General features: G+C 71.5%; 23 protein-coding genes and 1 CRISPR repeat array. Of the genes, 10 read left to right on the top strand and 13 right to left on the bottom strand.

Going from position 1 to position 23,299, the window contains the following annotated elements; genetic code table 11:
- The 4 genes from B9P64_RS29940 to B9P64_RS29955 form a co-directional block, all read right to left on the bottom strand.
- On the bottom strand, window positions 1-1,410 hold a 1,410-nt coding region (locus B9P64_RS29940), incomplete at its 3' end, for a hypothetical protein (protein ID WP_085315341.1).
- Window positions 1,411-1,423: 13 nt separating this feature from the next.
- A complete protein-coding gene (locus B9P64_RS29945; protein WP_085315342.1) occupies window positions 1,424-2,272 on the bottom strand; it encodes a transporter in 849 nt (282 codons plus the stop codon).
- 17 nt (window positions 2,273-2,289) lie between these two features.
- On the bottom strand, window positions 2,290-2,589 hold the full coding sequence (locus B9P64_RS29950; protein ID WP_085315343.1) for a hypothetical protein: 300 nt from the start codon (window positions 2,587-2,589) through the stop codon (window positions 2,290-2,292).
- Window positions 2,590-2,626: 37 nt separating this feature from the next.
- On the bottom strand, window positions 2,627-3,436 hold the full coding sequence (locus B9P64_RS29955) for a glycosyltransferase family 2 protein (RefSeq protein ID WP_085315344.1): 810 nt from the start codon (window positions 3,434-3,436) through the stop codon (window positions 2,627-2,629).
- Between the two features lie 210 nt (window positions 3,437-3,646).
- Between B9P64_RS29955 and B9P64_RS29960 the strand changes: the two genes are divergently transcribed.
- Genes B9P64_RS29960 through B9P64_RS29975 form a run of 4 tightly spaced genes read left to right on the top strand, consistent with a single transcriptional unit; the run spans window position 3,647 to window position 7,305 of the window.
- The gene (locus B9P64_RS29960; RefSeq protein WP_085315345.1) at window positions 3,647-4,435 is read left to right on the top strand and encodes a TIGR04283 family arsenosugar biosynthesis glycosyltransferase; all 789 of its coding nucleotides are present in this window, start codon (window positions 3,647-3,649) and stop codon (window positions 4,433-4,435) included.
- Window positions 4,436-4,460: 25 nt separating this feature from the next.
- On the top strand, window positions 4,461-5,093 hold the full coding sequence (locus B9P64_RS29965) for a TIGR04282 family arsenosugar biosynthesis glycosyltransferase (protein WP_085315346.1): 633 nt from the start codon (window positions 4,461-4,463) through the stop codon (window positions 5,091-5,093).
- The gene (locus tag B9P64_RS29970; protein ID WP_085315347.1) at window positions 5,090-5,809 is read left to right on the top strand and encodes a response regulator transcription factor; all 720 of its coding nucleotides are present in this window, start codon (window positions 5,090-5,092) and stop codon (window positions 5,807-5,809) included. Before B9P64_RS29965 ends, B9P64_RS29970 begins: the two co-directional genes overlap by 4 nt.
- Window positions 5,806-7,305 (top strand): sensor histidine kinase, encoded by a 1,500-nt coding sequence (locus B9P64_RS29975; RefSeq protein ID WP_085315348.1) that lies wholly within the window; start codon window positions 5,806-5,808, stop codon window positions 7,303-7,305. Before B9P64_RS29970 ends, B9P64_RS29975 begins: the two co-directional genes overlap by 4 nt.
- A gap of 9 nt (window positions 7,306-7,314) precedes the next feature.
- Here the strand turns inward: B9P64_RS29975 and B9P64_RS29980 are convergent, their stop codons facing one another.
- The gene (locus tag B9P64_RS29980; RefSeq protein ID WP_085315349.1) at window positions 7,315-8,235 is read right to left on the bottom strand and encodes a LysR family transcriptional regulator; all 921 of its coding nucleotides are present in this window, start codon (window positions 8,233-8,235) and stop codon (window positions 7,315-7,317) included.
- A gap of 122 nt (window positions 8,236-8,357) precedes the next feature.
- Here B9P64_RS29980 and B9P64_RS29985 point away from each other — a divergent pair, with 122 nt between their 5' ends.
- The 5 genes from B9P64_RS29985 (at window position 8,358) to B9P64_RS30005 (ending at window position 11,639) form a co-directional block, all read left to right on the top strand.
- Window positions 8,358-8,906, top strand: a complete 549-nt coding sequence (locus B9P64_RS29985) for a carboxymuconolactone decarboxylase family protein (RefSeq protein ID WP_085315350.1) — start codon at window positions 8,358-8,360, stop codon at window positions 8,904-8,906.
- 106 nt (window positions 8,907-9,012) lie between these two features.
- On the top strand, window positions 9,013-9,804 hold the full coding sequence (locus tag B9P64_RS29990; protein WP_085315351.1) for a DUF1223 domain-containing protein: 792 nt from the start codon (window positions 9,013-9,015) through the stop codon (window positions 9,802-9,804).
- A gap of 11 nt (window positions 9,805-9,815) precedes the next feature.
- Window positions 9,816-10,436: a cytochrome b/b6 domain-containing protein gene (locus B9P64_RS29995; protein WP_085315352.1), complete on the top strand. Its 621-nt coding sequence runs from the start codon at window positions 9,816-9,818 to the stop codon at window positions 10,434-10,436.
- 25 nt (window positions 10,437-10,461) lie between these two features.
- Window positions 10,462-11,271 (top strand): molybdopterin-dependent oxidoreductase, encoded by an 810-nt coding sequence (locus tag B9P64_RS30000; RefSeq protein ID WP_139826170.1) that lies wholly within the window; start codon window positions 10,462-10,464, stop codon window positions 11,269-11,271.
- 89 nt (window positions 11,272-11,360) lie between these two features.
- Window positions 11,361-11,639 (top strand): pentapeptide MXKDX repeat protein, encoded by a 279-nt coding sequence (locus B9P64_RS30005; protein WP_085315354.1) that lies wholly within the window; start codon window positions 11,361-11,363, stop codon window positions 11,637-11,639.
- Window positions 11,640-11,701: 62 nt separating this feature from the next.
- Here the strand turns inward: B9P64_RS30005 and B9P64_RS30010 are convergent, their stop codons facing one another.
- From B9P64_RS30010 to aroQ, 8 genes are all read right to left on the bottom strand, one after another.
- Window positions 11,702-12,391: a response regulator gene (locus B9P64_RS30010; RefSeq protein WP_085315355.1), complete on the bottom strand. Its 690-nt coding sequence runs from the start codon at window positions 12,389-12,391 to the stop codon at window positions 11,702-11,704.
- Entirely contained in the window at window positions 12,388-15,069 is a 2,682-nt protein-coding gene (locus tag B9P64_RS30015) for a DUF4118 domain-containing protein (protein WP_085315356.1), read from the bottom strand. The genes B9P64_RS30010 and B9P64_RS30015 overlap by 4 nt, the downstream gene beginning before the upstream one ends.
- Before the next feature lie 3 nt (window positions 15,070-15,072).
- Complete coding sequence (gene kdpC / locus B9P64_RS30020; protein WP_085315357.1) at window positions 15,073-15,699, bottom strand: potassium-transporting ATPase subunit KdpC; 627 nt, start codon at window positions 15,697-15,699, stop codon at window positions 15,073-15,075.
- Window positions 15,700-15,720: 21 nt separating this feature from the next.
- Window positions 15,721-17,784: a potassium-transporting ATPase subunit KdpB gene (gene kdpB / locus B9P64_RS30025; RefSeq protein WP_085315358.1), complete on the bottom strand. Its 2,064-nt coding sequence runs from the start codon at window positions 17,782-17,784 to the stop codon at window positions 15,721-15,723.
- Window positions 17,785-17,854: 70 nt separating this feature from the next.
- Complete coding sequence (gene kdpA, locus B9P64_RS30030) at window positions 17,855-19,543, bottom strand: potassium-transporting ATPase subunit KdpA (RefSeq protein ID WP_085315359.1); 1,689 nt, start codon at window positions 19,541-19,543, stop codon at window positions 17,855-17,857.
- Window positions 19,540-19,635: a K(+)-transporting ATPase subunit F gene (gene kdpF / locus B9P64_RS30035; protein WP_139826171.1), complete on the bottom strand. Its 96-nt coding sequence runs from the start codon at window positions 19,633-19,635 to the stop codon at window positions 19,540-19,542. Before kdpF ends, kdpA begins: the two co-directional genes overlap by 4 nt.
- 152 nt (window positions 19,636-19,787) lie before the next feature.
- Window positions 19,788-20,720 (bottom strand): AEC family transporter, encoded by a 933-nt coding sequence (locus tag B9P64_RS30040; protein WP_085315361.1) that lies wholly within the window; start codon window positions 20,718-20,720, stop codon window positions 19,788-19,790.
- 9 nt (window positions 20,721-20,729) lie between these two features.
- Complete coding sequence (gene aroQ / locus B9P64_RS30045; RefSeq protein ID WP_085315362.1) at window positions 20,730-21,185, bottom strand: type II 3-dehydroquinate dehydratase; 456 nt, start codon at window positions 21,183-21,185, stop codon at window positions 20,730-20,732.
- Window positions 21,186-21,333: 148 nt separating this feature from the next.
- On the opposite strand from aroQ, the gene B9P64_RS30050 reads away from it, so the two are divergent.
- The gene (locus B9P64_RS30050; RefSeq protein WP_139826172.1) at window positions 21,334-22,278 is read left to right on the top strand and encodes a LysR family transcriptional regulator; all 945 of its coding nucleotides are present in this window, start codon (window positions 21,334-21,336) and stop codon (window positions 22,276-22,278) included.
- Between the two features lie 73 nt (window positions 22,279-22,351).
- Window positions 22,352-23,174: a CRISPR direct-repeat array (repeat unit 29 nt; unit sequence GCGTTCCCCACGGGCGTGGGGATGAACCG).
- Window positions 23,175-23,299: the final 125 nt, after the last annotated feature.

Below are 23,299 nucleotides of genomic sequence, written 5' to 3'. Positions count from 1 at the left end.
GGGCGGGAACGGCAGGAAGGCCGGGGCGGCGGGCTCCGGGCGACGGCGCCGGTCGGCGGCGATGGCGCCGACCAGCACGAGCAATTGCATGAGCGTCAGCGGCCAGGCCACCGCGAAGGGCGTGCCGCCGCCGTGCTGCCAGCCGGCTTCGGCCAGCACCGTGCTGTTGAGATAGGACAGGCCGGCGACGGCCGCGACGGCCGGCACTGCCGGGCTGGCGCGCAGCACCGCCGGCGCCAGCGCCCACAGCCAGTACCAGGGGTTCACCACCGGCGCGAAGACCAGCAGTGCCACCACGGCGGCATCGGCCGGCGGCAGCGAGCGCGGCCAGCGCGCCGCCACGGCGCGCCAGCGCAAGCCGATCCAGGCGATGGCGAAGGCGATCAGCGCGCCGGCCAGGGCCCGTGCGACCGCTGGCGAACAGACCAGGTCGACGCTGCGGAACAGCAGCGGGTTGAAGCGCCATTCGCGCGCGAACACGGCGAGCGAGGTGGCATCGCTGCCGGCGCCGGCGAGCAGGAAGGGCAGGTAGCAGCCGGCCAGCGCAGCGGCGCTGCCGAAGCCGATCCAGCCGACCCAGCGCAGCGTGGCTGCGGCAGGCCGGTGCGGCCCCGGCAGGGCCGCGCGGCGGCCTGCCGGCGGCAGGCAGAACAGCGCCAGCGCGGCCAGTGCCGACAGCTTGGTCGCGGCCGCCAGCCCCAGCAGGGCACCGGCCAGACCCGGCCGGGCGCGGTGCCAGGCCAGCAGCGCGAGCAGCAGGAACAGGCCGACCACGCCGTCCGGATGGGCGGTGGCGATGGCTTCCTTCAGCAGCAGCGGATGCAGCGCATAGGCCGCCAGCCAGCGCGGCGCCACGCGCTGCGCGGCCAGTACGCACAGCACTGCCATGTCGAGCGCCGCCAGCAGGCCCTGGAGCGCGCCGATGCGGCCCGGCGCGATCAGGTGGGCGAGTGCGAACAGCGCTTGCAGCACCGGCCCGTACAGGGTCGGCAGGTCGGGGTTGTTGATGCCGCCGAGGATGTCCTGCCAGCGCGCATCGAGCTGCGTGGCGCCGAAGAAGTCCGACGGCGCATGCCGGTAGGGATCGAAATGGGTGGCGGTGCGCATGCCATCCCACAGGTAGCGGAAATGGTCGTCTTCGAGCAGCGGCGTGGCGGCGCTGGCGGCCAGCCGCAGCAGCAGTGCAAGGCCGAGCACGAAGCCCGGCGTGAGCCGTCCGAAGCGTGAGTCGCAGGCCAGCCAGGCCAGCGTGCCGATGCCGACGCCGGCGGCGCCGAGCACGCCGGCCAGGGCCCGCGCGCCATCCGCCGCGCCGAACACGGTGCCGCCCGCGAGCAGCAGCGCGACCTGGGTCGCGCCGAGCAGCGCAAGGCCGGCCGCGTGGGCAGGTGGAAGCGGGCGGGCGTGCATGGCCGGCGCGGCGTCAGAACGCGAAGGTGTAGGCCAGATTGGCGATGGCCTGGTCCTGCACCGTGTTGCGACCGCCGGTGACGGTGCCCACGCTCAGTGCCACGCCCTGATTGCCGGCAAAGGCATAGCCCACGCCGATCTTGGCGATCTGGCGTTCCTCGCGTACCTCGGGGAAGCGCGCCAGCGTGAAGCCCGGGCCGCCGATGTCGAGCTCGCCGCTGTAGCGCTTGGCGCTGTAGCCGAGGCTGGCGCTCCACTTCGGCGCGAAGCGGTAGCGCGTGCCGATGTCGATGAAGGCGGCGTTGGGGATGTGGCTGTCGCGGTGCTGGAAGCCGAGTTCGGCCGAGCCCGACCACTTCGACGTGAACTGCTTGCCGACGATCGCGTCGACCTCGACACCGCTCGCGCCGTTGCCGATGCCGGCAAAGCGGCCGGCGTCGTAGTCGCCCTTGACGATGCCGGCCAGCCGCAGGGTCAGGGTCGGCAGCGCCGGCCGCTCCAGCTCGTCGAGCGCGCGCCAGCTCACGCCGATCACGCTGTCGGCCAGGCCGTAGCTGTTGTCGGCATTGCCCGACTTGACCGCCGCATAGGCCACGGCGACGTCGAGCGCGAAGGCATCGCTGATGCCGTAGTCGAGCCGCAGCGCGCTGGTCGAGCGGCGATAGCGCGTGGCGGCGCCGCCGGTGATGTCGCTGATGCTGAGCTTCTGGTCGCCGATCCAGCCCTTGTTGCCGCTCTGCTCGGTATGGCTGGCGGTGAGGGCGGCGCTGCCCGGAATCGGCAGCCAGGGTGAATCGCCTTCGGCGAAGGCCGCGAGCGGCGCGACGGCGAGCAGCAGGGCGAGGGCTTTGCGTGCATGCATGGTCTCGGTCCTCGCGTTCACAGCTTGAAGCGGCGCTTGAGGTAGACGCCGAGCGCATTGGCTTCGTCGTCGGCCAGCGTCGGCAGGTGCTTGCCGGCGAGCAGTTCGCGCGCGGTGGCTTCGTCGAGCGACTTGCCCGGCAGCGGGCAGCTGGCGCAGGCGACCTTGCTGGCATAGACGCTCTTGCCGAGGTTGTAGGCCTGGGCGTCGCCGGTTTCCGCGCCGCCGCCGGCATCGGAGCCGGAGGCGCGCGCCGCCACGGCGCCGAGGCCGAGCGCGAGCGCGATCGATAGATGGGCAAGCGGTTTGAGGTTCAAGCGGACTCTCCTTGGGTTGTGGTCGTGGGTGGGCGAATCAGCGCCGCGCGTTCGGGGCGAGCGCGCGGGCCTGGGCAAGGCGGAGGGCGAGGCGATGGGCGAGCGAGCCGGGCCGGCGCGCGAGTTCGCGCAGCCAGAGCCGGCCGATCATTCCGAGGATTCCGCAGCCCGCGCCGACGACGCCGCGCAGGCTTCCGCTGATCTTGGAAACGCCGCCGGCGCGGGCGCGCCAGGCCACCGGCAGCTGCACCGTGCACAGGCCGAGGCGGTGCGCGCGCACCTGCATCTCCACGGTCCAGCCGTAGGCGCGGTCGCGCATGTCGAGGCGGTCGAAGGCGGTTCGGCGCAGCGCGCGATAGGGGCCCAGATCGGCCGCCGGCACCTGCCAGATCAGCCGCATCAGCCAGCAGGCCAGGGCATTGCCCCAGCGCTGGGCGGCGGTCAGCGCGCCGGGGTCGGGCGTGAGGCGCAGGCCCACCGCCAGCTCGGCGCCGGCGTCGATGGCGCCGAGCAGCCAGCGCGCGTCGGCCGGATCGGCGGCGCCGTCGCCATCGACGAAGATCAGCACCTCGCCACGGCTGGCCTGCACCGCATGCCAGCAGGCTTCGCCATAGCCGGGACGCGGCACCGTCAGCACGCGGGCGCCGGCCGCCAGCGCGACGGCGGCGGTGGCATCGGTCGAGCCGTTGTCGGCCACCACCACTTCGTCGATGAGCGGCCCGCCGTCGGCGGCGACGCAGGCCAGCAGGCCGGTCACGACGGCGCCGATGCAGGCTTCCTCGTTGCGCGCCGGCACGATGGCGCTGACGCGGCAGGGCGGGGCGGGACGGGCGGCGTGGGTCTTCATGGGCTCGACTGGCGGAGATCGCGGGGCCGGCCTTCGGCCGGGACGCGCTGGCCGACGGGTTTTGGAGCGATCGTTCAGCGCGGCGCCAGTAGAGCGGCTTCGTCGGGCCGAATCCTCACGAAAGATTCACGGCGCGGCGGCGCGAGGCCCGGGGCGAAATTTCTTTTGCCGGCGCTGTAAGAACCGTGCCGGCCGGCGCGACCAAGCCTCATGCGACCCGCCCAATCCCTGTCCCGGCCGATTTGCCGGCCCGCCTGCGCCAGTGCCAGCGCCTGCGCGCCCGGGCCGGCCCGCGTCCCTGCCGCCACCGCCGATCCCGGCGAGCCGGCGCTTTCCATCGTGGTGCCGGTGCTCGACGAAGCCACGGCGCTGCCCGGCCTGCTGGCGCAGTTGCGCGACTTCGCCGCGCGCGGCTGCGAGCTGGTGGTGGTGGACGGCGGCAGCCGCGACGGCTCGGTGGCGATCGCGCGCGCGGCCGGCGTGACCGTCGTCGAGGCGGCTTCGGGCCGGGCTGCGCAGATGAATGCCGGCGTCCGGGTCGCCCGTGGCCGGACGCTGCTGTTCCTGCATGCCGACACCCGGCTGCCGGCCGATGCCGATGCGCTGGTACTGGCGGCGCTGGCCGACGGGCGCCATGAGTGGGGACGCTTCGATGTGCGCATCGAGGGCCGGCCGGCGCTGCTGCCCGTGGTGGCGGCGCTGATGAACCGGCGCTCGCGGCTGACCGGCATCGCGACCGGCGATCAGGCCATGTTCATGCGGCGCTCGGTCTTCATGGCGCTCGGCGGTTTTCCGGACCAGCCGCTGATGGAGGACGTGGAGCTGTCGCGCCGGTTGCGGCGCCGGTCGGCGCCGGCCTGCCTGCGCGCGCGCGTGATCACGTCGGGCCGGCGCTGGGAGGCGCGCGGTCCGTGGCGCACCGTTTTCCTCATGTGGCGGCTGCGCCTGGCCTACTGGCTTGGCGTGTCGCCCGAACGACTGGCAAGGGCCTACCGATGACACTGCCGCATTCCGGAGGCCGGCCATGAAGCCGGCCCGCATCCTGCTGTTCGCCAAGGCGCCGCTGCCCGGCCTGGCCAAGACCCGACTGATTCCGGCGCTCGGCGCCGACGGTGCCGCCATGCTGGCGCGGCGCCTGCTGGACCATGCCCTGCGCGAGGCGGTCGAGGCCGACATCGGGCCGGTCGAACTGTGCGCCACGCCGCCCGACGACGCGGTCTGGGCCGGCATCGCGCTGCCGCCGGGCGTGACGCGCAGCGACCAGGGCGCGGGCGATCTGGGCCAGCGTCTCGCGCGCGCCGCCGCGCGTTCCGTCGCCGCCGGCGAGACGCCCATCCTCATCGGCGCCGACTGTCCGGCGCTCGACGCGCGCCGGCTCATGCTGGTGGCCGCCAGCTGCCTGGACGCCGACGCGACGATGGTGCCGGCGCGCGACGGCGGCTATGTGGCGCTCGGTCTGGCGCGCTTCCACCCCAGTCTGTTCGACGGCATCGCCTGGAGCACCGACGGCGTGGCCGCGGCCACCCGCGCGCGCGTGGCCGCGCTCGGCTGGCGGCTGCGCTGCCTGCCCGCGCTGACCGACATCGACGAGCCGGCCGACCTGGCGGCGCTGCCGCCGCACTGGCCCGAGGCGCAGCGCGCGGAGCTGGCGCCATGACCGCCGCCCGCCGCATCCTCGTGGTCGAGGACGACGCCCACATCGCCGAACTGCTGCGCCTGCATCTGGGCGATGCCGGCTATGCCGTGACCCATGCCGCCGACGGCGACAGCGGCGCCCGCCTGCTCGCCGAGGCGAGCTGGGACGCGCTCATCCTCGACCTGATGCTGCCCGGCATCGACGGGCTGGAGCTGTGCCGGCGGGCCCGCGCCCAGCCGCGCTACACGCCGATCGTCATCACCAGCGCCAGGTCGAGCGAGGTGCACCGCATCCTCGGCCTGGAGCTGGGCGCCGACGACTATCTGGCCAAGCCGTTCTCGGTGCTGGAGCTGGTGGCGCGGCTGCGCGCGCTGCTGCGCCGGGGCGATGCGCTGGCCCAGCCGGCGCGCGCCGCCGACGGCCCGATCCGGCTTGGCGGCCTGAGCGTGGACGCGGTCGCGCGCGAAGCCAGCGCCGACGGCCGCGCGCTCGAACTCACGCCGCGCGAATTCGACCTGCTGCTGTTCTTCGCGCGCCATCCGGGCGAGGTGTTCTCGCGCAACGACCTGCTCGACGAGGTCTGGGGCAACCGCTACGACGGCTACGAGCACACGGTCAACACCCACATCAACCGGCTGCGCAGCAAGATCGAGCCCGACCCGGCCATGCCGCGCCGCATCCTCACTGTGTGGGGGCGCGGCTACAAGCTGGCGCCGGCCGCCGGCGCCGACGCATGAGGCCGCGCGCCTGGCTCGGCCGGCTCACGCTCGGGCAGCGGCTGTGCGCGGTGTTCACGCTGCTGCTGCTGGCCGGCGTCGGCGGCACGCTGGCGGTGCAGCTGCGGCTCGGCGAGCAGCGCGAGCAGGAGCTGGTGCAAAGGCTGTCGGCCGGGCTGGCGGCGCACATCGCCGGCAACGGCGCGCTGATGGCGCACGGCGATCTCGATCCGCGCGCGGTGCAGGCGCTGTTCGGCAAGCTCATGGACGTGAACCCGAGCGTCGAGGTCTATCTGCTGGCGCCCGACGGCCGCATCGTCGGCGATGCCGCGCCGCCCGGCCATCTGCGCCGCGCGCGCGTGGACCTGGCGCCGGTGCGGGCCTTTCTGGCCGGCCGGCCGCTGCCCATCGTCGGCGACGATCCGCGCAGCGCCGAGGCGCGCAAGGTGTTCAGCGCCGCGCCGCTGCGCATCGACGGTCACGACGCCGGCTATGTGTATGTGGTGCTGATCGGCGAGGACCACGATGCGCTCGCGGCGCGCGGCCGGCCCGACCATCTGCTGGCGCTGACGCTGCTGGCGGTCGGCCTGGTGCTGGCGCTGGTGCTGACGGTCGGGCTGGTGGCGGTGCGCAGCGTCACCCGGCCGCTCGACCGGCTGACGGCGGCGGTGCGCGGCTTTGCCGCCGACGGCCGGGCCGACGCGGCCAGTTTCGACGGTGCCTTGCCGGCCGGCAGCGGCGACGAGATCGCGCTGCTGCGCCAGGCCTTCGCCCAGATGGCCGGCCGCATCGGCGAGCAATGGCGCGCCCTCGCGGCCCAGGACGAGCAGCGGCGCGAACTCGTGGCCAACATCTCGCACGACCTGCGCACGCCGCTGACCTCGCTGCACGGCTTTCTGGAAACCCTGCTCATCAAGTCCGACTCGCTCGGCGAGGCCGAGCGCCGGCGCTATCTGGAGGTGGCGCTGGCGCAGAGCCGCAAGGTCGGCCGGCTGGCGCAGGAGCTGTTCGAGCTGGCGCGGCTGGAGTACGGCGTGGTCAAGCCCGAGACCGAGGACTTCTCGCTCGCCGAGCTGGTGCATGACGTGCTGCAGAAGTTCGAGCTGGCGGCGCAGGCGCGGCGCCAGCGGCTGCGCGCCGACATCGCGCCCGGCCTGCCGGTGGTCACGGCCGATCTCGGGCTGATCGAGCGGGTGCTGACCAATCTGCTCGACAACGCGATTCGCCACACGCCCGAGGGCGGCGACATCGAGGTGCAGCTGTGGCTGGCCGGCGGTCAGGTGATGGTGCAGATCAGCGACAGCGGGCCGGGCATTCCGGCGGCGCTGCGGCCGGGCCTGTTCACGCGCGCGGCGTTTGCCGGCCAGCCGCGCCCGGCATCGAGCAATGCGAGCGGCGGGCTCGGGCTCATCATCGTGCGGCGCATCCTGGAGCTGCACGGCAGCGAGATCCGGCTGGTGAGCGGCGGCGGTGGCGGCGCGGTGTTCCGGTTTCCGCTTGCGGCGCGCGGCTGCTAGCGGCCGGGTTCAGGCGCGGTAGCCCAGCTCGGCCCGCAGCGCCGGCACCAGAAAATCGACCAGCCCGCGCGTCTTGGCGGTGGCCAGCCGGGTGCGCGTGAACACCACATGCACCGGCAGCGGCGCCGGCTCCCAGTCGGTCAGCACGCGTTGCAGCCGGCCATCGGCCAGCATGGCCTCGGCCTGATACGACAGCACGCAGGTCAGCCCCTTGCCCTCCAGCGCCGAGGCCAGTGCCGCATCGGCGCTGTTGACCGTCAGCCGCGGCTGCACCCGCACCTGCCGCAGCCGCTCGGCGCGCCCGTCGGCGCTGCCAGGGCCAAAGCTCCACACCTCGCTCGGCGTGATCTGCGTGAACGCGATGCAGGCCAGCGCCGCCAGATCGGCCGGCTCGCGCGGCGGCCGCACCCGCGCCAGATACGCCGGGCTGGCGCAGACGATGCGGCTCACCTCGCCGACCTTGAGCGCGACCAGACTCGAATCGGGCAGATGGCCGATGCGCACCGCCAGATCGATGCCTTCGTCGATCACATTCACCACGCGGTCGAGCAGCAGCAGCCGCACCTGCACCGCCGCATGCCGGTCGAGAAAGGCATCGACCTGCGGCCGCACCTTGAGCCGGCCGAACATGCGCGGCGCGGTCACGGTAAGCAGGCCGCGCGGCGCGGCGCGGTCGCCGGCGGCGCCAAGCTCGGCCTCCTCGATCTGCTCCAGCACCGCGCGACAGGTGCCCAGATAGGCCTCGCCACGCTCGGTGAGCCGGAGCGAGCGCGTGGTGCGCACCAGCAGCGGCGCGCCCAGCCGCGCCTCCAGAAAACCGAGCGCCCGGCTCACCGCCGCCGGCGACTTGCCGAGCCGGCGCCCGCCGCGCGCCAGGCTGCCTTCATCGACCACCGCCACGAACAGCGCCATTGCATCGAGTCGGTCCATGATTCATTACATCCATTTTGCGCAAGAACAGCTTGCAGGATGAATGGATTCTCTCGATTGGCGCAAGGCTTCAAGGTTCGCTCCACCCGCAGAACGCCGGGTTTCAACCAAGGAGCAAGACCATGAGCCGCATCGTCCCCCTCGATCCCGCCACCGCCACCGGTACCACCGCCGACCTGCTCGACGCCGTCAACAACGCCTTCGGCACCGTGCCCAACCTGTTCCGCGTCGCGGCCCAGGCGCCGGGCGCGCTGCAAGGGTTGCTGCAATTCAACGCCGCGCTCGGCCACGGTGCGCTCAAGCTGCGCGAGCGCGAAGCCATCGCGCTGGCGGTGGCCGAAGCCAACGGCTGCGACTACTGCCTGTCGGCGCACAGCTACCTCGGCAACAAGGCCGGGCTGGTCGATGCCGAGATCGCGCTGGCGCGCGAAGGCAAGTCGGCCGACGGCCGGCTCGATGCGCTGCTGCGCCTGGCCACCACGCTGGTCCATGCGCGCGGCCATGCGAGCGACGAGCAGATCGCCGCCGCGCGCGCCGCCGGCCTTGGCGATGCCGAGCTGGTGGAAGTGGTCGGCGCGGTCGCGCTGAACCTGTTCACCAACTACCTGAACCTGCTCGCGCAGACGCCGATCGACTTCCCGTTGGTGCGCGCCGGCGCGGCCCGGGGCTGATGACAAGCGGTCGTCCGGCCGGCGCAAAAAAATCTTTTGCACGCTGTGTAAGAAGCGCGCCGGCCGGACGACCAAGCCACATGTGCAACACGTTCGGAGCCTGTCGATGAATGCCGTTTCCCTTCTGCACCGCAGTGCCGCGCTGGCCATTGCCGGCCTTGCGACGATTGCCGCGCCCTTTGCCGCCAACGCTGCCTGCGTGGCAAACAGCGGCGCGACCACGACCGCGCTGGTCGAGCTGTACACGTCGGAAGGCTGCTCAAGCTGCCCGCCGGCCGACCGCGCGCTCGGCAAGCTCGACGCGGCACTCGCGCCCGGCGCCGCCGCCATCCCGATCGCGCTGCATGTGGACTACTGGGATTCGATCGGCTGGAAGGACCCGTTCGCGCAGGCCGCCTTTGGCGCGCGGCAAAGCTGGCGCGTCGGCGTGCTGCATCAGCGCACGGTCTGGACGCCGCATTTCTTTGTCAGTGGCGGCGAGCTGCGCGACTGGCGCGAGAAGCTGCGCGATCAGGTGCGGCAGATCAACGCCACGCCGGCGCGCGCCAGCGTCAGGCTCGATGCGCGGCTTGCGGCCGACGGCGCGCTGAACGTCGATGCAAGCGCTGCCACGACGGCGGGCACGCATCCGGCGCTGTACGTTGCCGTGACCGAAAGCGGCCTCACTTCCAAGGTGGCGCGCGGCGAGAACGGCGGCGCGACGCTGCATCACGACCATGTGGTGCGCAGCCTGATCGGCCCGATCGACTTTGCCGACGGCAAGGCCGCGCTCAGCCAGCGCATCAAGCTGCCGGCGGAGTGGAACCGCGACGGTCTGGCACTGGTGGGTTTCGTCGAGGACGCCGCCAACGGCCAGGTGCTCCAGGCCGCCACCACTGGCCAGTGCCTGCGCTCGTGAAGGACGCTGCCATGAACGCCAGCGCCACCGAGGCCATTCGGCCCGCGCGCCGCACGCTGCAACCGGCCTGGGTGCGCGCGACCCACTGGCTCAATGTCGTCGCGGTCGTGCCGCTCGCCATGAGCGGCTGGCGCATCTACGACGCCTCGCCCTTCTTCGACTTCGAGATTCCGCGCGCCATCACGCTCGGCGGCTGGCTCGGCGGCGCGATCCAGTGGCACTTCGCCGCGATGTGGCTGCTGGTGCTCAACGGCCTGCTGTGGATCGCGGGCAATGCGGTCACCGGGCGCTGGCGCGAACGCTTCTGGCCGCTGTCGCCGCGCGCGGTGCTCGGCGATCTGTTCGCCTTCGTGCGCGGCAAGCTGAGTCATGACGACCTCGCGCACTACAACGGCGTGCAGCGCGCGGCCTATGTGGCGGTGGCGCTCGACCTGCTGCTGCTGGTGCTCTCGGGCCTGGTGCTGTGGAAGTCGGTGCAGTTCCCGCTGCTGCGCGAACTGCTCGGCGGCTACGAGCTGGCGCGGCGCATCCACTTTCTTGCAATGGCCGGGCTGGTGGGTTTCGTCGCCATCCACCTGGTGATGGTCGCCCTCGTGCCGCGCAGCCTGCGCGCCATGACGCTCGGCCGCTGATCCCTGACTTCATCGAGCCCCGACCATGTCCAGCCGCCCCGAACCCCGAATGCCGCGCAGCCTGCGCGCCGCCCTCACAGACGTGCTCGCCGATGGCCTGCGCAGCCTGCGCCGCAATGAATCGGCACTGCCCGACAACGCCCGCCGCAATCTGCTGCGCGGCAGCCTTTCGCTCGGCGGCCTGTCGCTGCTCAGCGGCTGCCAGCTGGTCGACGAGGCCAGCGTCGAATCGGCGCTGATGAAAGTGTCGCGCTTCAACGACCGCGCCCAGGCCGCGCTGTTCGGCCCCGACCGGCTCGCGCCGACCTATCCCGACTCGATGATCGTGCGGCCGTTTCCGTTCAACGCCTTCTACGGCGAGGAAGCCGCGCCCGATGTGGCCGCCGACGACTGGCGGCTGGAAGTGGGCGGCAAGGTCGGCGACCGGGGCCGCTGGAACCTGGCCGCGCTGCGCCAGCTGCCGCAGACCGCCCACACCACGCGCCACATCTGCGTGGAAGGCTGGAGCGCGATCGGCAACTGGGGCGGCGTGCCGCTCGGCACTTTCCTGCGCCGCGTGGGCGCCGACCTGGGCGCGAAGTATGTCGATTTCCGCTGCGCCGACGGCTATCACACCAGCCTCGACATGCCGACGGCGCTGCATCCGCAGACGCTGCTGGTGCTCGACCAGGACGGCGCGCCGCTGCCGCGCCGCAATGGCGCGCCGCTCAAGCTGCGCGTGCCGACCAAGCTTGGCTACAAGAATCCGAAGCACATCGTGGCCCTGACCGTGACCGACGCCTATCCCGGCGGTTACTGGGAAGACCAGGGCTACAACTGGTTTGGCGGGAGCTGAGCGGGCAGCGCCCGCCAGTACCGCCATCACACCGGCCGATCCCGGCCAGCCGATTCCGGCAATTTCACTGCATCTTCAAGGAGCTTTACATGAACCGCATCGCCATCGCCCTGATCGCCGCCGCCTGCTCGTTCTCGTTCGGTGTTGCCCATGCCGACGACATGAAGAAGGACGCCATGAGCCACGACGCCATGAGCAAGGACGGCATGAAGAAGGATGAAATGAAGAAGGACGAGATGAAGAAGGACGGCATGGCCAAGGACGGCATGTCGAAGGACGCGATGGGCAAGGACGGCATGGCCAAGGACGGCATGAAGAAGGACGCCATGGGCAAGGACGGCATGGCCAAGGACGAAATGAAGAAGTGATCGCGGCGGCTCCGTCGGCTCCGGCGGCAGCGGGCCTGTGCGTGGCCCGGGCTGCCGCCGGCTCAGCCGACGAAGCGGTAGCCGACGCCGGCTTCCGTCAGCAGATGACGCGGCTGCGAGGCGTCGTCCTCCACCTTCTTGCGCAGATTGGCCATGTGGACGCGCACGTAATGCGTGTCCTCGGCATGGCCCGGCCCCCAGACGGCGCGCAGCAGTTGCCGGTGCGTGATGACGCGATCCGGCTGCGTGGCGAGCTGGGTGAGCAGGCGATATTCGATCGGCGTGAGATGCAATGGCACGCCGTCACGCTCGACGCTGCGGCGCGCAAGGTCGATGCGCACGCTGCCGAAGGCGATGCTCGCGGCGCCGTCCTCGGGCCGGCGCGCGTGGCGCCGCAACTGGGCCCGCACGCGGGCCATCAGTTCGCCGGCGCCAAAGGGCTTGACCAGGTAATCGTCGGCGCCCGCGTCGAGTGCGCCGATCTTGTCGGCCTCGGCGCTGCGGGCCGACAGCACCACCACCGGCGCCTGCGACCAGCCGCGCAGGTCGCGGATGAAATCGCCGCCGTCGCCATCGGGCAGGCCGAGGTCGAGCACGATGAGATCGGGCCGGCGCGTGCCGGCGTCGATCAGGCCGCGCGCGAGCGTGTCGGCCTCGAAGACTTCATGGCCCTCGGCTTCGAGCGCCAGCCGCACGAAGCGGCGGATGGCGGCGTCGTCCTCGACGACGAGAATTCGGTTGCGGTCGTTCATGCCGGATCGGTGAGTGGGCTGGCGCTGCCGTCGTCGCATGGCGGTTCGCCGCGCGGCAGCTCGACGGTGAAGCGCGCGCCGCCAGTGGCGCGGGTCTCGCCCCGGATGCTGCCACCGTGCGCCTGCACGATGGCGCGGCAGATGGCCAGGCCCAGACCCACGCCGGGCAGGGCGCTTTCGCGCTGGCCGCGCTCGAACTTGTCGAACACGGCGGCTTCGCGGCCGGGCGGCAGGCCGGGGCCGTGGTCGTCGACGGTGACGACGACGGTCGCCGCGTCGGCGCGCGCGGAAATCTCGATGGGCGTGCCGGCCGGCGTGTACTTGGCGGCGTTTTCCAGCAGGTTCACCAGCACGCGTTCGAACAGCACGGCGTCGAGATGCAGCAGCGGCAGGTCGTCGGGCAGACGCGTGGTCACGCGGCGCGCGCCGAGCGTGCCGGCGCAGGCGGCGAGTGCGCTGCCGACCACTTCTTCGAGCGGCTGCCATTCGCGCTTGAGCCGCACCGCGCCCGATTCGAGCCGCGCCATGTCGAGCAGGTTGCCGACCAGCGCATTCATGCGCAGCGCCGACTGGCGGATGGCGACGGCGGTATCGCGGCGCTGCTCGGCGTCGTCGACCCAGGCCAGCGTGTCGGCCAGGCCGATGAGGCCGGCGAGCGGCGTGCGCAGGTCGTGCGAGATGGCCGACAGCAGCGAGTTGCGCAGCCGTTCCGATTCCATCTGCACCGTGCTCTGCTGCGCCACCTCGATGTAGTGGATGCGCTCCAGCGAGATCGCGAGCAGCGCGGCGCAGGTATCGAGCAGGCGGCGCTGCTCGGGGTCGAGCGCGGCGCTGTCGGCGACCTCGACCGCGAGCACGCCGCGCACGCGCATCGGCGCCTTGAGCGGCAGCACCAGGCAGGCGCTGGCGGGCAGCGTGTCGGTGCCGCGCCCGGCCGGTGCGGCATGGTCGAAGGCCCATTGCGCGACGCCCGCATCGAGCGGCGCGTTGCCGCCGGCGAGCGTCGCAAGCCGGTTGTCGGCATCGGCCGCGAGCAGGCTGCTGCGCGCATCGAACTCGGCCGCGAGGAAGCGCGCGCCGATGTCGGCGACCTGCTCGGGCAGCAGCGCCGTGCCCAGTTCGCGCGCCATGTCGTAGAGCCGGCGCATGCGGCGCTCGCCCTCGCGCGCGGCCTCGGCCTGGGCCTTGAGGCCGGCGGTGAGCTGGCCGATCACCAGCGCTACCAGCAGCATCACGCCGAAGGTGACCAGGTACTGCGCATCGCTGACCGCGAAGGTGAAGCGCGGCGGCACGAAGAAGAAATCGAACAGCGCCACGCCGATGAAGGCCGCGAGCACCGCCGGCCCGCGCCCCTGCGTGAGCGCGACGCCGACCACCGCGAGCAGGAACAGCATGACGATGTTGGTCAGCTCCAGTCGGCCGCTGAGCGGCGTGGCGAGCAGCGCGACCGCGATGCCGGCGGCCAGCGCGACCGCATAGCCGCGCGCGCTGCGCGGCGGTGCGGCGGGCTCGCTGGCGGTTGCCGGCGGCGCGGTGGCGAGGGCCGCGACTTGCAGCACGTCGAGGTCGGCGGCGCGCGCCGCGAGTGCGCTGGCGGTCGATGGCCGCAGCAGCCGCAGCCACCACGGCCGCCGCGCCGGTCGGCCGACCACCAGCCGCGCGAGGTTGTGCTCGCGCGCATGGGCGACGAGCGCGCCGGCCACGTCGGTCGCGCCGATCAGCGCGGTGCTCGCGCCCAGTTCCTCGGCCAGCCGCAGCGCATCGAGGGCGGCGGCGCGGCCGCGCGCATTGGCGCCGGCGGCCACATGCACCGCGCGCCACGGCAGGCCGAGCTGGCCGGCGAGGCGCGCCGAGGCACGCACCACTTTCTCGGCGGCCGCATCGGCACCCACGCAGGCAAGCAGCGCCTCGCGGTTGGGCCACACGGGCGCCGCCGCGCCACGCCGGCGCCAGGCCTGCATCTCGCCATCCACGCGGTCGGCGGTGCGGCGCAGCGCCAGTTCGCGCAGCGCCAGCAGATTGCCCTTGCGAAAGAACCCGACTGCCGCGCGCCCGGCCTGTTCGCCGAGATAGACCTTGCCGGCCGCGAGCCGCGCGAGCAGTTCGTCGGGCGGCAGATCGACCACCACCACTTCGTCGGCGCTGTCGAACACGCGGTCGGGCAGGGTCTCGCGCACGCGCACGCCGGTGATGCCGCCGACGATGTCGTTGAGGCTGTCGAGATGCTGGACGTTGAGCGTGGTCCACACGTCGATGCCGGCGGCGAGCAGTTCCTCGGCGTCCTGCCAGCGCTTGGGATGGCGCGCGCCGGGCGCATTGCTGTGCGCGAATTCGTCGAGCAGCACCAGCGCGCCGGGGTGGGCGGCGCCAAAGGCGAGCGCGGCGTCGAGGTCGAATTCATCGAGCGCATGGCCGCGATGCTCGACCGCGCGCCGGGGCAGCAGCGGCAGGTCGCGCGCGAGTGCGGCGGTCTCGGCGCGGCCGTGGGTCTCGACGATGCCGACGACGAGCGGCCGGCCGGCGTCGAGCGCCGCGCGGCCGGCGCCGAGCATCGCGAAGGTCTTGCCCACGCCGGCCGACGCGCCGAAGAAGATGCGCAGCCGGCCGCGCGCGGCGCGCGCCGTTTCGGCATGCAGGTCGGCGAGCAGGCGGTCGGGATCGGGGCGGGCGTCGGTCATGCGTCAGGGCTTGAGCGCGTCGAGCGCGAGGTTGAGTTCGAGCACGTTCACACGTTCCTCGCCGAGCCAGCCGGCGAGCCGATGTTCGGTGTGCGCTTCCACCAGCGCGCGCACTTGCGCCTCGGGCAGGCCGCGTGCGCGGGCGACGCGCGCCGCCTGCCAGTCGGCCGCCGCGCGGCTGATGTGCGGATCGAGCCCGCTCGCCGACGCCGTGACCAGATCGACCGAGATCGGCGCGGTGTTGCCCGGATCGGCGGCACGCAGCGCGTCGGCGCGCGCCTTCACCGCCTCGCCGAGCGCCGGATTGCTCGGCCCCAGATTGGAGCCGCCCGAGGCCGATGCGTTGTAGGCATCGGGCGCCGTGGCCGACGGCCGGCTGAAAAAATGCCCGGCATCGGCAAAGCCCTGGCCGATGAGCCGCGAGCCGACGACCCGCCCGTCGCGCTCGACGAGGCTGCCGTTGGCCTCGGCCGGAAACGCCACTTGCGCGATGCCGGTGACGAGCAGCGGATAGGCCAACCCGGTCACCAGCGTGAGCACTAGGAACAGCAGGAGCGCCGGCCGCAGCAGCGCGAGCGCTTCGGAAACGCCGGCGTGCGGCGCGGCGCTTGCAAGGGATTGCGTGTTCATGGATGCATGCCTCAAGTGGGTTCAGGCCAGGCCGAGCGCGGCCACCGCGATGTCGATGAGCTTGATGCCCGCGAACGGCACGATCACGCCGCCGAGGCCGTAGACGAGCAGGTTGCGCCGCAGCAGCCGCGCCGCGCCGACCGCGCGATAGGCCACGCCCTTCAGCGCCAGCGGAATCAGGAACACGATGACCAGCGCATTGAAGATCACCGCGCTCAGCACCGCCGACGCGGGGCTCGCCAGCTGCATCAGGTTGAGCGCGCCAAGCTGGGGAGTGCTGCTCACGAAGGCCGCCGGCACGATGGCGAAGTATTTCGCCACGTCGTTGGCGATGCTGAAGGTGGTGAGCGCGCCGCGTGTCATGAGCATCTGCTTGCCGGTCTCGACGATCTCGATGAGCTTGGTCGGGTTGCTGTCCAGATCGACCATGTTGCCGGCCTCCTTGGCGGCTTGCGTGCCGGTGTTCATCGCGACCGCCACGTCGGCCTGGGCGAGGGCCGGCGCGTCGTTGCTGCCGTCGCCGGTCATCGCCACGAGCTGGCCGGCGGCCTGGTGCTGGCGGATGAGCGCGAGCTTGGCTTCGGGCGTGGCTTCGGCCAGGAAGTCGTCCACGCCGGCCTCGGCGGCGATGGCGGCGGCCGTCAGGCGGTTGTCGCCGGTGACCATCACCGTCTTGATGCCCATGCGGCGCAGCTCGGCAAAGCGCTCGCGGATGCCGCCCTTGACCACGTCCTTCAGCTCGACCGCGCCGAGCACGCGCGCGCCGTCGGCCACGGCCAGCGGCGTGCTGCCGCGCCGCGAAATGTCGTCGATGGCGGTCTGCACTGCTGCCGGCCAGTCGCCGCCGAGCGCCTGCACATGACGCCTGACGGCGTCGGCCGCGCCCTTGCGCAGCGCGCGCCCGGCAGGCAGGTCGGCGCCGCTCATGCGGGTCTGCGCGGTGAAGTGGACGAAGTGCGCGCCAAGCGCCGCGAGGTCGCGTTCGCGCAGATCGAAGCGCGTCTTGGCCAGCACGACGATGCTGCGGCCCTCGGGCGTTTCGTCGGCCAGCGAGGCGAGCTGGGCCGCATCGGCCAGATCGCGCTCGGCCACGCCGGGCGCCGGCACGAAGGCCGCCGCCTGCCGGTTGCCGAGGGTGATGGTGCCGGTCTTGTCGAGCAGCAGCACATCCACGTCGCCGGCCGCCTCGACCGCGCGGCCCGAGGTGGCGATCACGTTCGCCTGCATCAGCCGGCTCATGCCCGCCACGCCGATGGCCGACAGCAGCCCGGCGATGGTCGTGGGGATGAGGCAGACCAGCAGCGCGACCAGCACGGTCAGGCTCACCGGCTCGCCGGTGCCGGCGCTGCTCACGGCAAATTGCGAGAACGGCAGCAGCGTGACCACCACGCCGAGGAAGACGACGGTCAGTGCCACGAGCAGGATCGTCAGCGCGATCTCGTTGGGCGTGCGGCGGCGCTGGGCGGTCTCGACCATCGCGATCATCCGGTCGACGAAGGTCTCGCCCGGATCGGCCGTGACGCGCGCCACGATCCAGTCGGACAGCACGCGCGTGCCGCCGGTGATGGCCGAGAAGTCGCCGCCCGATTCGCGGATGACCGGCGCGGATTCGCCGGTGATGGCGCTCTCGTCGACCGAGGCCACGCCCTCGACCACCTCGCCGTCGGCGGGGATGGTGTCGCCGGCCTCGATCAGCACGAGGTCGCCGCGGCGCAGGGTGTCGGCATCGACGTCGGTCCAGTGCCGGCGTGCGACCGGATGGCCGGGCGTCCAGCCTTCGAGCTTGCGGGCGCGGGTCTGCTGGCGCAGGCCGCGCAGGCTGGCCGCCTGCGCCTTGCCGCGCCCTTCGGCCAGCGCCTCGGCAAAGTTGGCGAACAGCACGGTGAACCAGAGCCACAGCGCGATGGAAACGGTGAAGCCATCGGGCCGGGCCAGCGCCAGCAGCGTGGTGAAACCGCTGCCGACCCAGACCACGAACATCACCGGGTTGCGCCACTGCGTGCGCGGATCGAGCTTGCGCAGGGCATCGAAGGCGGCCGGGCGGATCAGCGCCGGGTCGAACAGGGCAAGGGCTTGGCGGCTCATCGGGCGCCTCCGTGGCGAAGGGTGATGGCGTCGCGAATGGCGGCGTCGAGGCGGACGGGCAGGCAGCGGCTCATTGCGCGCTCCCGAGAAAATGTTCGGCCACCGGCCCGAGCGCAAGTGCCGGCACGTAGTTGAGCAGGCCGACCAGCAGCACCACGCCGATCAGCAGCGCGACGAACAACGGGCCGTGCGTCGGCAGGCTGCCGGCCGTGACCGCAAGCCGCTTCTTGCCCGCGAGCGAGCCGGCCATCGCCAGCACCGGCACGATCACGCCAAAGCGCCCGACCGCCATCGCGACCGCCAGCAGCCCGTTGTAGAACGGCGTGTTGGCCGACAGCCCGGCAAACGCGCTGCCGTTGTTGTTGGCGGCCGAGGTCAGCGCGTAAAGCACCTCGGAGAATCCATGCGCGCCCGGGTTGAGGATGCCGGCACGCCCGGCCTCGGCCAGCAGCGCCACTGCCGTGCCGCCCAGCGCCAGCAGCGGCGTGACCAGGATGGCGAGCGACACCATCTTCATCTCCTGCGCCTCGATCTTCTTGCCCAGGTATTCGGGCGTGCGGCCGATCATCAGTCCGGCGACGAACACCGCCAGCAGCGCGAACACCAGCATTCCGTACAGCCCCGCGCCGGCGCCGCCGAACACCACCTCGCCAAGCTGCATCAGCACCATCGGCACGGCGCCGCCGAGCGCGGTGAAGGAGTCGTGCATGGCATTGACCGCACCGCACGAAGCCGCCGTGGTGATCGCCGCGAACAGCCCCGACGCGGCGATGCCGAAGCGCACTTCCTTGCCTTCCAGGTTGCCGCCCGATTGATCGATGCCGAGCGCCGCGAACTGCGCATTCGGCGCCTGCTCCCAGCCCATGACCGCGACCGCCGCGACCACGAACATCAGCGCCATCGCCGCGAACAGCGCCCAGCCCTGGCGCGCATCGCCAACGCGCCTGCCGAACACGAAGCACAGCGCCGCCGGGATCGCGAAGATGCAAAGCATTTGCAGGAAATTGGCGAGCGCGGTCGGGTTCTCGAACGGATGCGCCGAGTTGGCATTGAAGAAGCCGCCGCCGTTGGTGCCGATCATCTTGATGGCGAGCTGGGACGCGACCGGCCCCATCGCGATGGACTGCCGGCTGCCTTCGAGCGTGGCGATGTCGAGCGGCGCGGCCAGGTTCTGCACCACGCCGGTCGCGACGAACGCCAGCGCGGCCAGCACGCTCAGCGGCAGCAGCAGCCAGAGCGTCGCGCGCGCGAGATCGATCCACACATTGCCGATGGCCGGCGCCGAGCGCTGCGTGAAGCCCCGGATCAGCGCGATCGCCACGACGATGCCGCTCGCCGCTGACAGGAAGTTCTGCACCGCGAGGCCGAGCATCTGGGTCAGATGGCTCATGGTCGACTCGCCGGCATAGCCCTGCCAGTCGGTGTTGGTCACGAAGCTCACGGCGGTGTTCAGCGCCGAGTCGGGCGACACCGCGCCCAGGCCCGCCGGATTGAGCGGCAGCCCGCCTTGCAGCCGTTGCAGCGCATACAGCGCGAGCATGCCGATGGCGTTGAACAGCAGCAGCCCGAGCGCATAGCCGCGCCAGTTCATGGCCACCTCGGCGCGGGTGCCGAGCAGGCGCCAGAGCGGCGCCTCGATAGCGCGGGCGAGGGCGAAGCGCCCGTCCAGCGCCGCATCGATGTAGCGCGCGAGCGGCAGCGCGATGGCGAGCAGAGCGCCCAGGTAGACGACAAGCAGCAGCCAGCCGGCGGAGGTCATGAGAAATCCTCCGGGCGCAGCAGCGCCACCAGCAGATAGACGAACAGCCCGCCGGCCAGCAGGCCGGCCAGCGACAGCCAGAAGACTTCCACGGCATTTCCTTCGGTGAAGAACACGAAGGCGATGCTAGGAAGGCGGCCGTCAGGCCGTTGGCAAGATCGGCGCGGCCGGCATCAAGAAAGCATCAAGAGCCGGCCGGGTCGCGGCGCACGCGGGGCAGGGCGACAGTGCCTGCGCCGCGCGCTCAGCTGTGCAGCAGCATCAGCAAGGTCGACAGCGTGAAGAAGGACAGCGTGGTCGCCACCACCAGCGTGGCGGCGCTGAAGCTTTCGCGGCCGTACTGCTGGGCCATCGCCGGATAGATGCTGAGCATGGGCATGGCGGCATAGGCGATGCCGGCCATGCGCATCTCGGGCGCGACGGCCGGCAGCAGCGCAAAGCCCAGCGCCACGCCGAGCGGATGCAGCAGCAGCTTGCCGGTCGCCACGCCGGTCATCGCGCCGATTTCGCCGCGCAGCTTCACGCCGACCAGCGAGGCGCCGATCACGAACACCGCAATCGCCGCCGACGCAAGCGCCAGCAGCTCGATGCTGCGGCCCAGCACCGCCGGCATTTCCAGCCCGCTGAACGAAAACGCGAAGCCGGCGGCAATCGCCTGCACCAGCCGGTTGCGCGGCAGCTGCCTGAGCGTGGCCAGCGCCGCCGCGCGCCAGCCGTTGGCGCCACTGCGGCCGGCTTCGGCCAGGCCCAGCACCAGCGGCAGCATCACCGCATTCTCGATGACCATGTTCAGCGCCAGCGCCGTGCCGGCCGTGGACCCAAGCAGCTGCGACAGGATCGGATAGCCGATGAAGCCGCTGTTGGACAGCGCCATGCCCATGCCGTTGACCGCGCCTTCCGTAAGTCCGCGCCGCGCCGCGAACATCGACACGCCGACGCCGATGGCCAGCGCCAGCAGCGAACCGAAGGCGTAGGCGGCCAGATAGCGTGCCTCCAGCACCTCGGCCAGCGGCCGCTGCGTGAGCGCGCGGAAGATCAGCGCCGGCAGCGCAAAGCCCACGACGAAGCGGCCGAGCACCCGCGCATCGGCCTTGGTGAAGGTACCGGCGCGACCGGCGCCATAGCCGAGCGCGATCAGCAGATAAATCGGCGCGGTCGCCACCAGAATCTGATGCATGCCGGCGCCTTACTGCGCCGGATAGAGCCGCGTCAGCGCCTCGATGGCCACGCCATAGCCCTTGGTGCCCAGCCCCACGACAATGCCGCGCGCCGCCGGCGAGATGAACGAGTGATGGCGAAAGCTTTCGCGTGCATGCACGTTGGAGATGTGCAGCTCGATCACGATGGCCTCGGCGCCCTTGATCGCGTCATGCAGCGCGATCGAGGTGTGCGTGTAGGCGCCCGGGTTGAACACCACGCCGATCATGTTGCCGGCCTTGATCTCGCGGCCCGCCTCGTGAATCCAGTCGATGAGCTGGCCTTCCCAGTTGCTCTGGCGGCAGTCGATCTCGATGCCGTGCTTCGCGCCTTCCTCGCGGCACATGCGTTCCACGTCGGCCAGGGTTTCGCGGCCGTACTGCTCGGGTTCGCGCTGGCCCAGCAGATTGAGATTGGGGCCGTTGAGAACGAGGATCTTCTTCATGCGCTTGCTTTCGGATGGGAGTTGAAACGGGAATTCGGGCGCCGCTGCCGGTCGCAGGCGGATTCTGCCGCTCGCCTGCGGCGCGACAGGGTACTGAACACGATCCGGCGAATAAACTGGCCGAATTCGAATTCAGAATTTCCATGGCATGAACAAACGCCCCGAACTCTCCGACCTGGAAATCTTCTGCGTGGTGGCGCGGCTGTGCAGCTTCAATGCGGCGGCGGCGGAACTGGGCAGCTCGCCGGCCCATGTCAGCAAGCGCATCGCCGCGCTCGAAGAGGCATTGGGAACGCGGCTTTTGCACCGCACGACGCGGCGCGTGGCGATCAGCGACGACGGCGAGATCGTCTATGCCCGTGCGCGCCGGCTGCTCGACGACATTGACGGCATGGCCGGTGCGCTGTCCTCGGGCCGCGATGAGCCGGCGGGGCTGCTGCGCGTGGCCTGCGGCCTGCGGCTCGGACGCAATCATGTGTCGCACATCCTGTCGGCGATGCGCGCGCGCCATCCGCGGCTGGAGCTGTGGCTGGAGCTGGTGAATGGTCCGCTCGACATGATTGCCGAGGGCTTCGACATCGACATCCGCATGGGCGAGGTGAGCGAGCCGCATCTGATCGCGCGTCGCGTGGTCGAGAGCCGCCGCATCCTCTGCGCGACGCCCGGCTATCTGGCGCGGCGCGGCCGGCCGCAGACGCTGGCCGAGTTGCAGCAGCACGACTGCCTGCTGTTCCGCGACCGCGGCCATTCCTTTGGCGTGTGGCGGCTGCATGGCGAGGCCGGGCCGGTCGAGCCGGTGAAGGTGACCGGCCCGCTCGGCTCGAACCACAGCGACATCGTGCAGAACTGGCTGCACGACGGGCAGGGCATCGCGATGCTGTCGGTCTGGGACGTGGCCGATGCGCTGGCCGACGGCACCGTGGTGCGCGTGCTGCCGCAGTTCTGGCAGCCGGCCGATGTGTGGGCCGTGACCGCGACGCGCGCCTCGGCGTCGATCAGCATCCGGCTCGGGCTGGAGTTCTTGTGCGAGCAGTTGCGGGCGGGGCCGTTTGCGTTGCGGACGGAGGTCGATTCGTGCAGCCAATCTCGATGAAGATTCATGGAGAATCGGCGGTGGTTTTTTCGGCAGGGAAAAGCGCTTTAAAAATCAAAGAGTTGTTCTTGGTGTGTTCCCCACGGGCGTGGGGATGAACCTCGAACAGATGCGCCTGGCCGAAATGCAAAGCCGTGTTCCCCACGGGCGTGGGGATGAACCGCGTTGTCGCGTTGCCCAGAAACGCCTTGTCGCGTGTTCCCCACGGGCGTGGGGATGAACCGGATGCGAACGCCATTCAGGGCCTGATGCTCGAGTGTTCCCCACGGGCGTGGGGATGAACCGCCTTCGGTTTGCTCGTAATCCTCGCGCGACAGGTGTTCCCCACGGGCGTGGGGATGAACCGTGGTCGATGTCGTCGCGCGCCACGCGATGAAGGTGTTCCCCAAGGGCGTGGGGATGAACCGTCAAATGCGCCTGTCGTTGTATTCCATCGCCGGTGTTCCCCACGGGCGTGGGGATGAACCGGCAGCTGCCGTCACGCCCACGGCCCGCGCCAGGCGTTCCCCACGGGCGTGGGGATGAACCGGTGGAACTGCTGCTTGCTGCGCTCATGGCGCAGCGTTCCCCACGGGCGTGGGGATGAACCGGACATGGTGATCTCCGGTAGGAGCCCGGCGAGCGTGTTCCCCACGGGCGTGGGGATGAACCGGTGGCGGCTACGCGGCGGCGACGGTTGCTGTGGTGTTCCCCACGGGCGTGGGGATGAACCGGCGGCCGCGAGTCGCGGGCCGGCGTCCCGGTCGTGTTCCCCACGGGCGTGGGGATGAACCGACGCCCATCGCGTACATGGTCGGTGCGACTGCGCGTTCCCCACGGGCGTGGGGATGAACCGACACATGGCGCCCAGCACGCGCAGCAGCAGCAGCGTTCCCCACGGGCGTGGGGATGAACCGCCGCGCCTGGACGCACTGGATGCTCACGTTCATTGCATCCATCACAGCGTTTCTCCCGCGGGCAGCGTGCGACTCGGCTTGATGGCCACCCCTGGCAACGGCTGTGCTGCAGCGAGTTTGAATAC

The organism is Derxia lacustris, assembly GCF_002105195.1.
Lineage (GTDB): Bacteria > Pseudomonadota > Gammaproteobacteria > Burkholderiales > Burkholderiaceae_E > Derxia > Derxia lacustris.
This window is presented reverse-complemented; position numbering and strand designations above follow the sequence as displayed.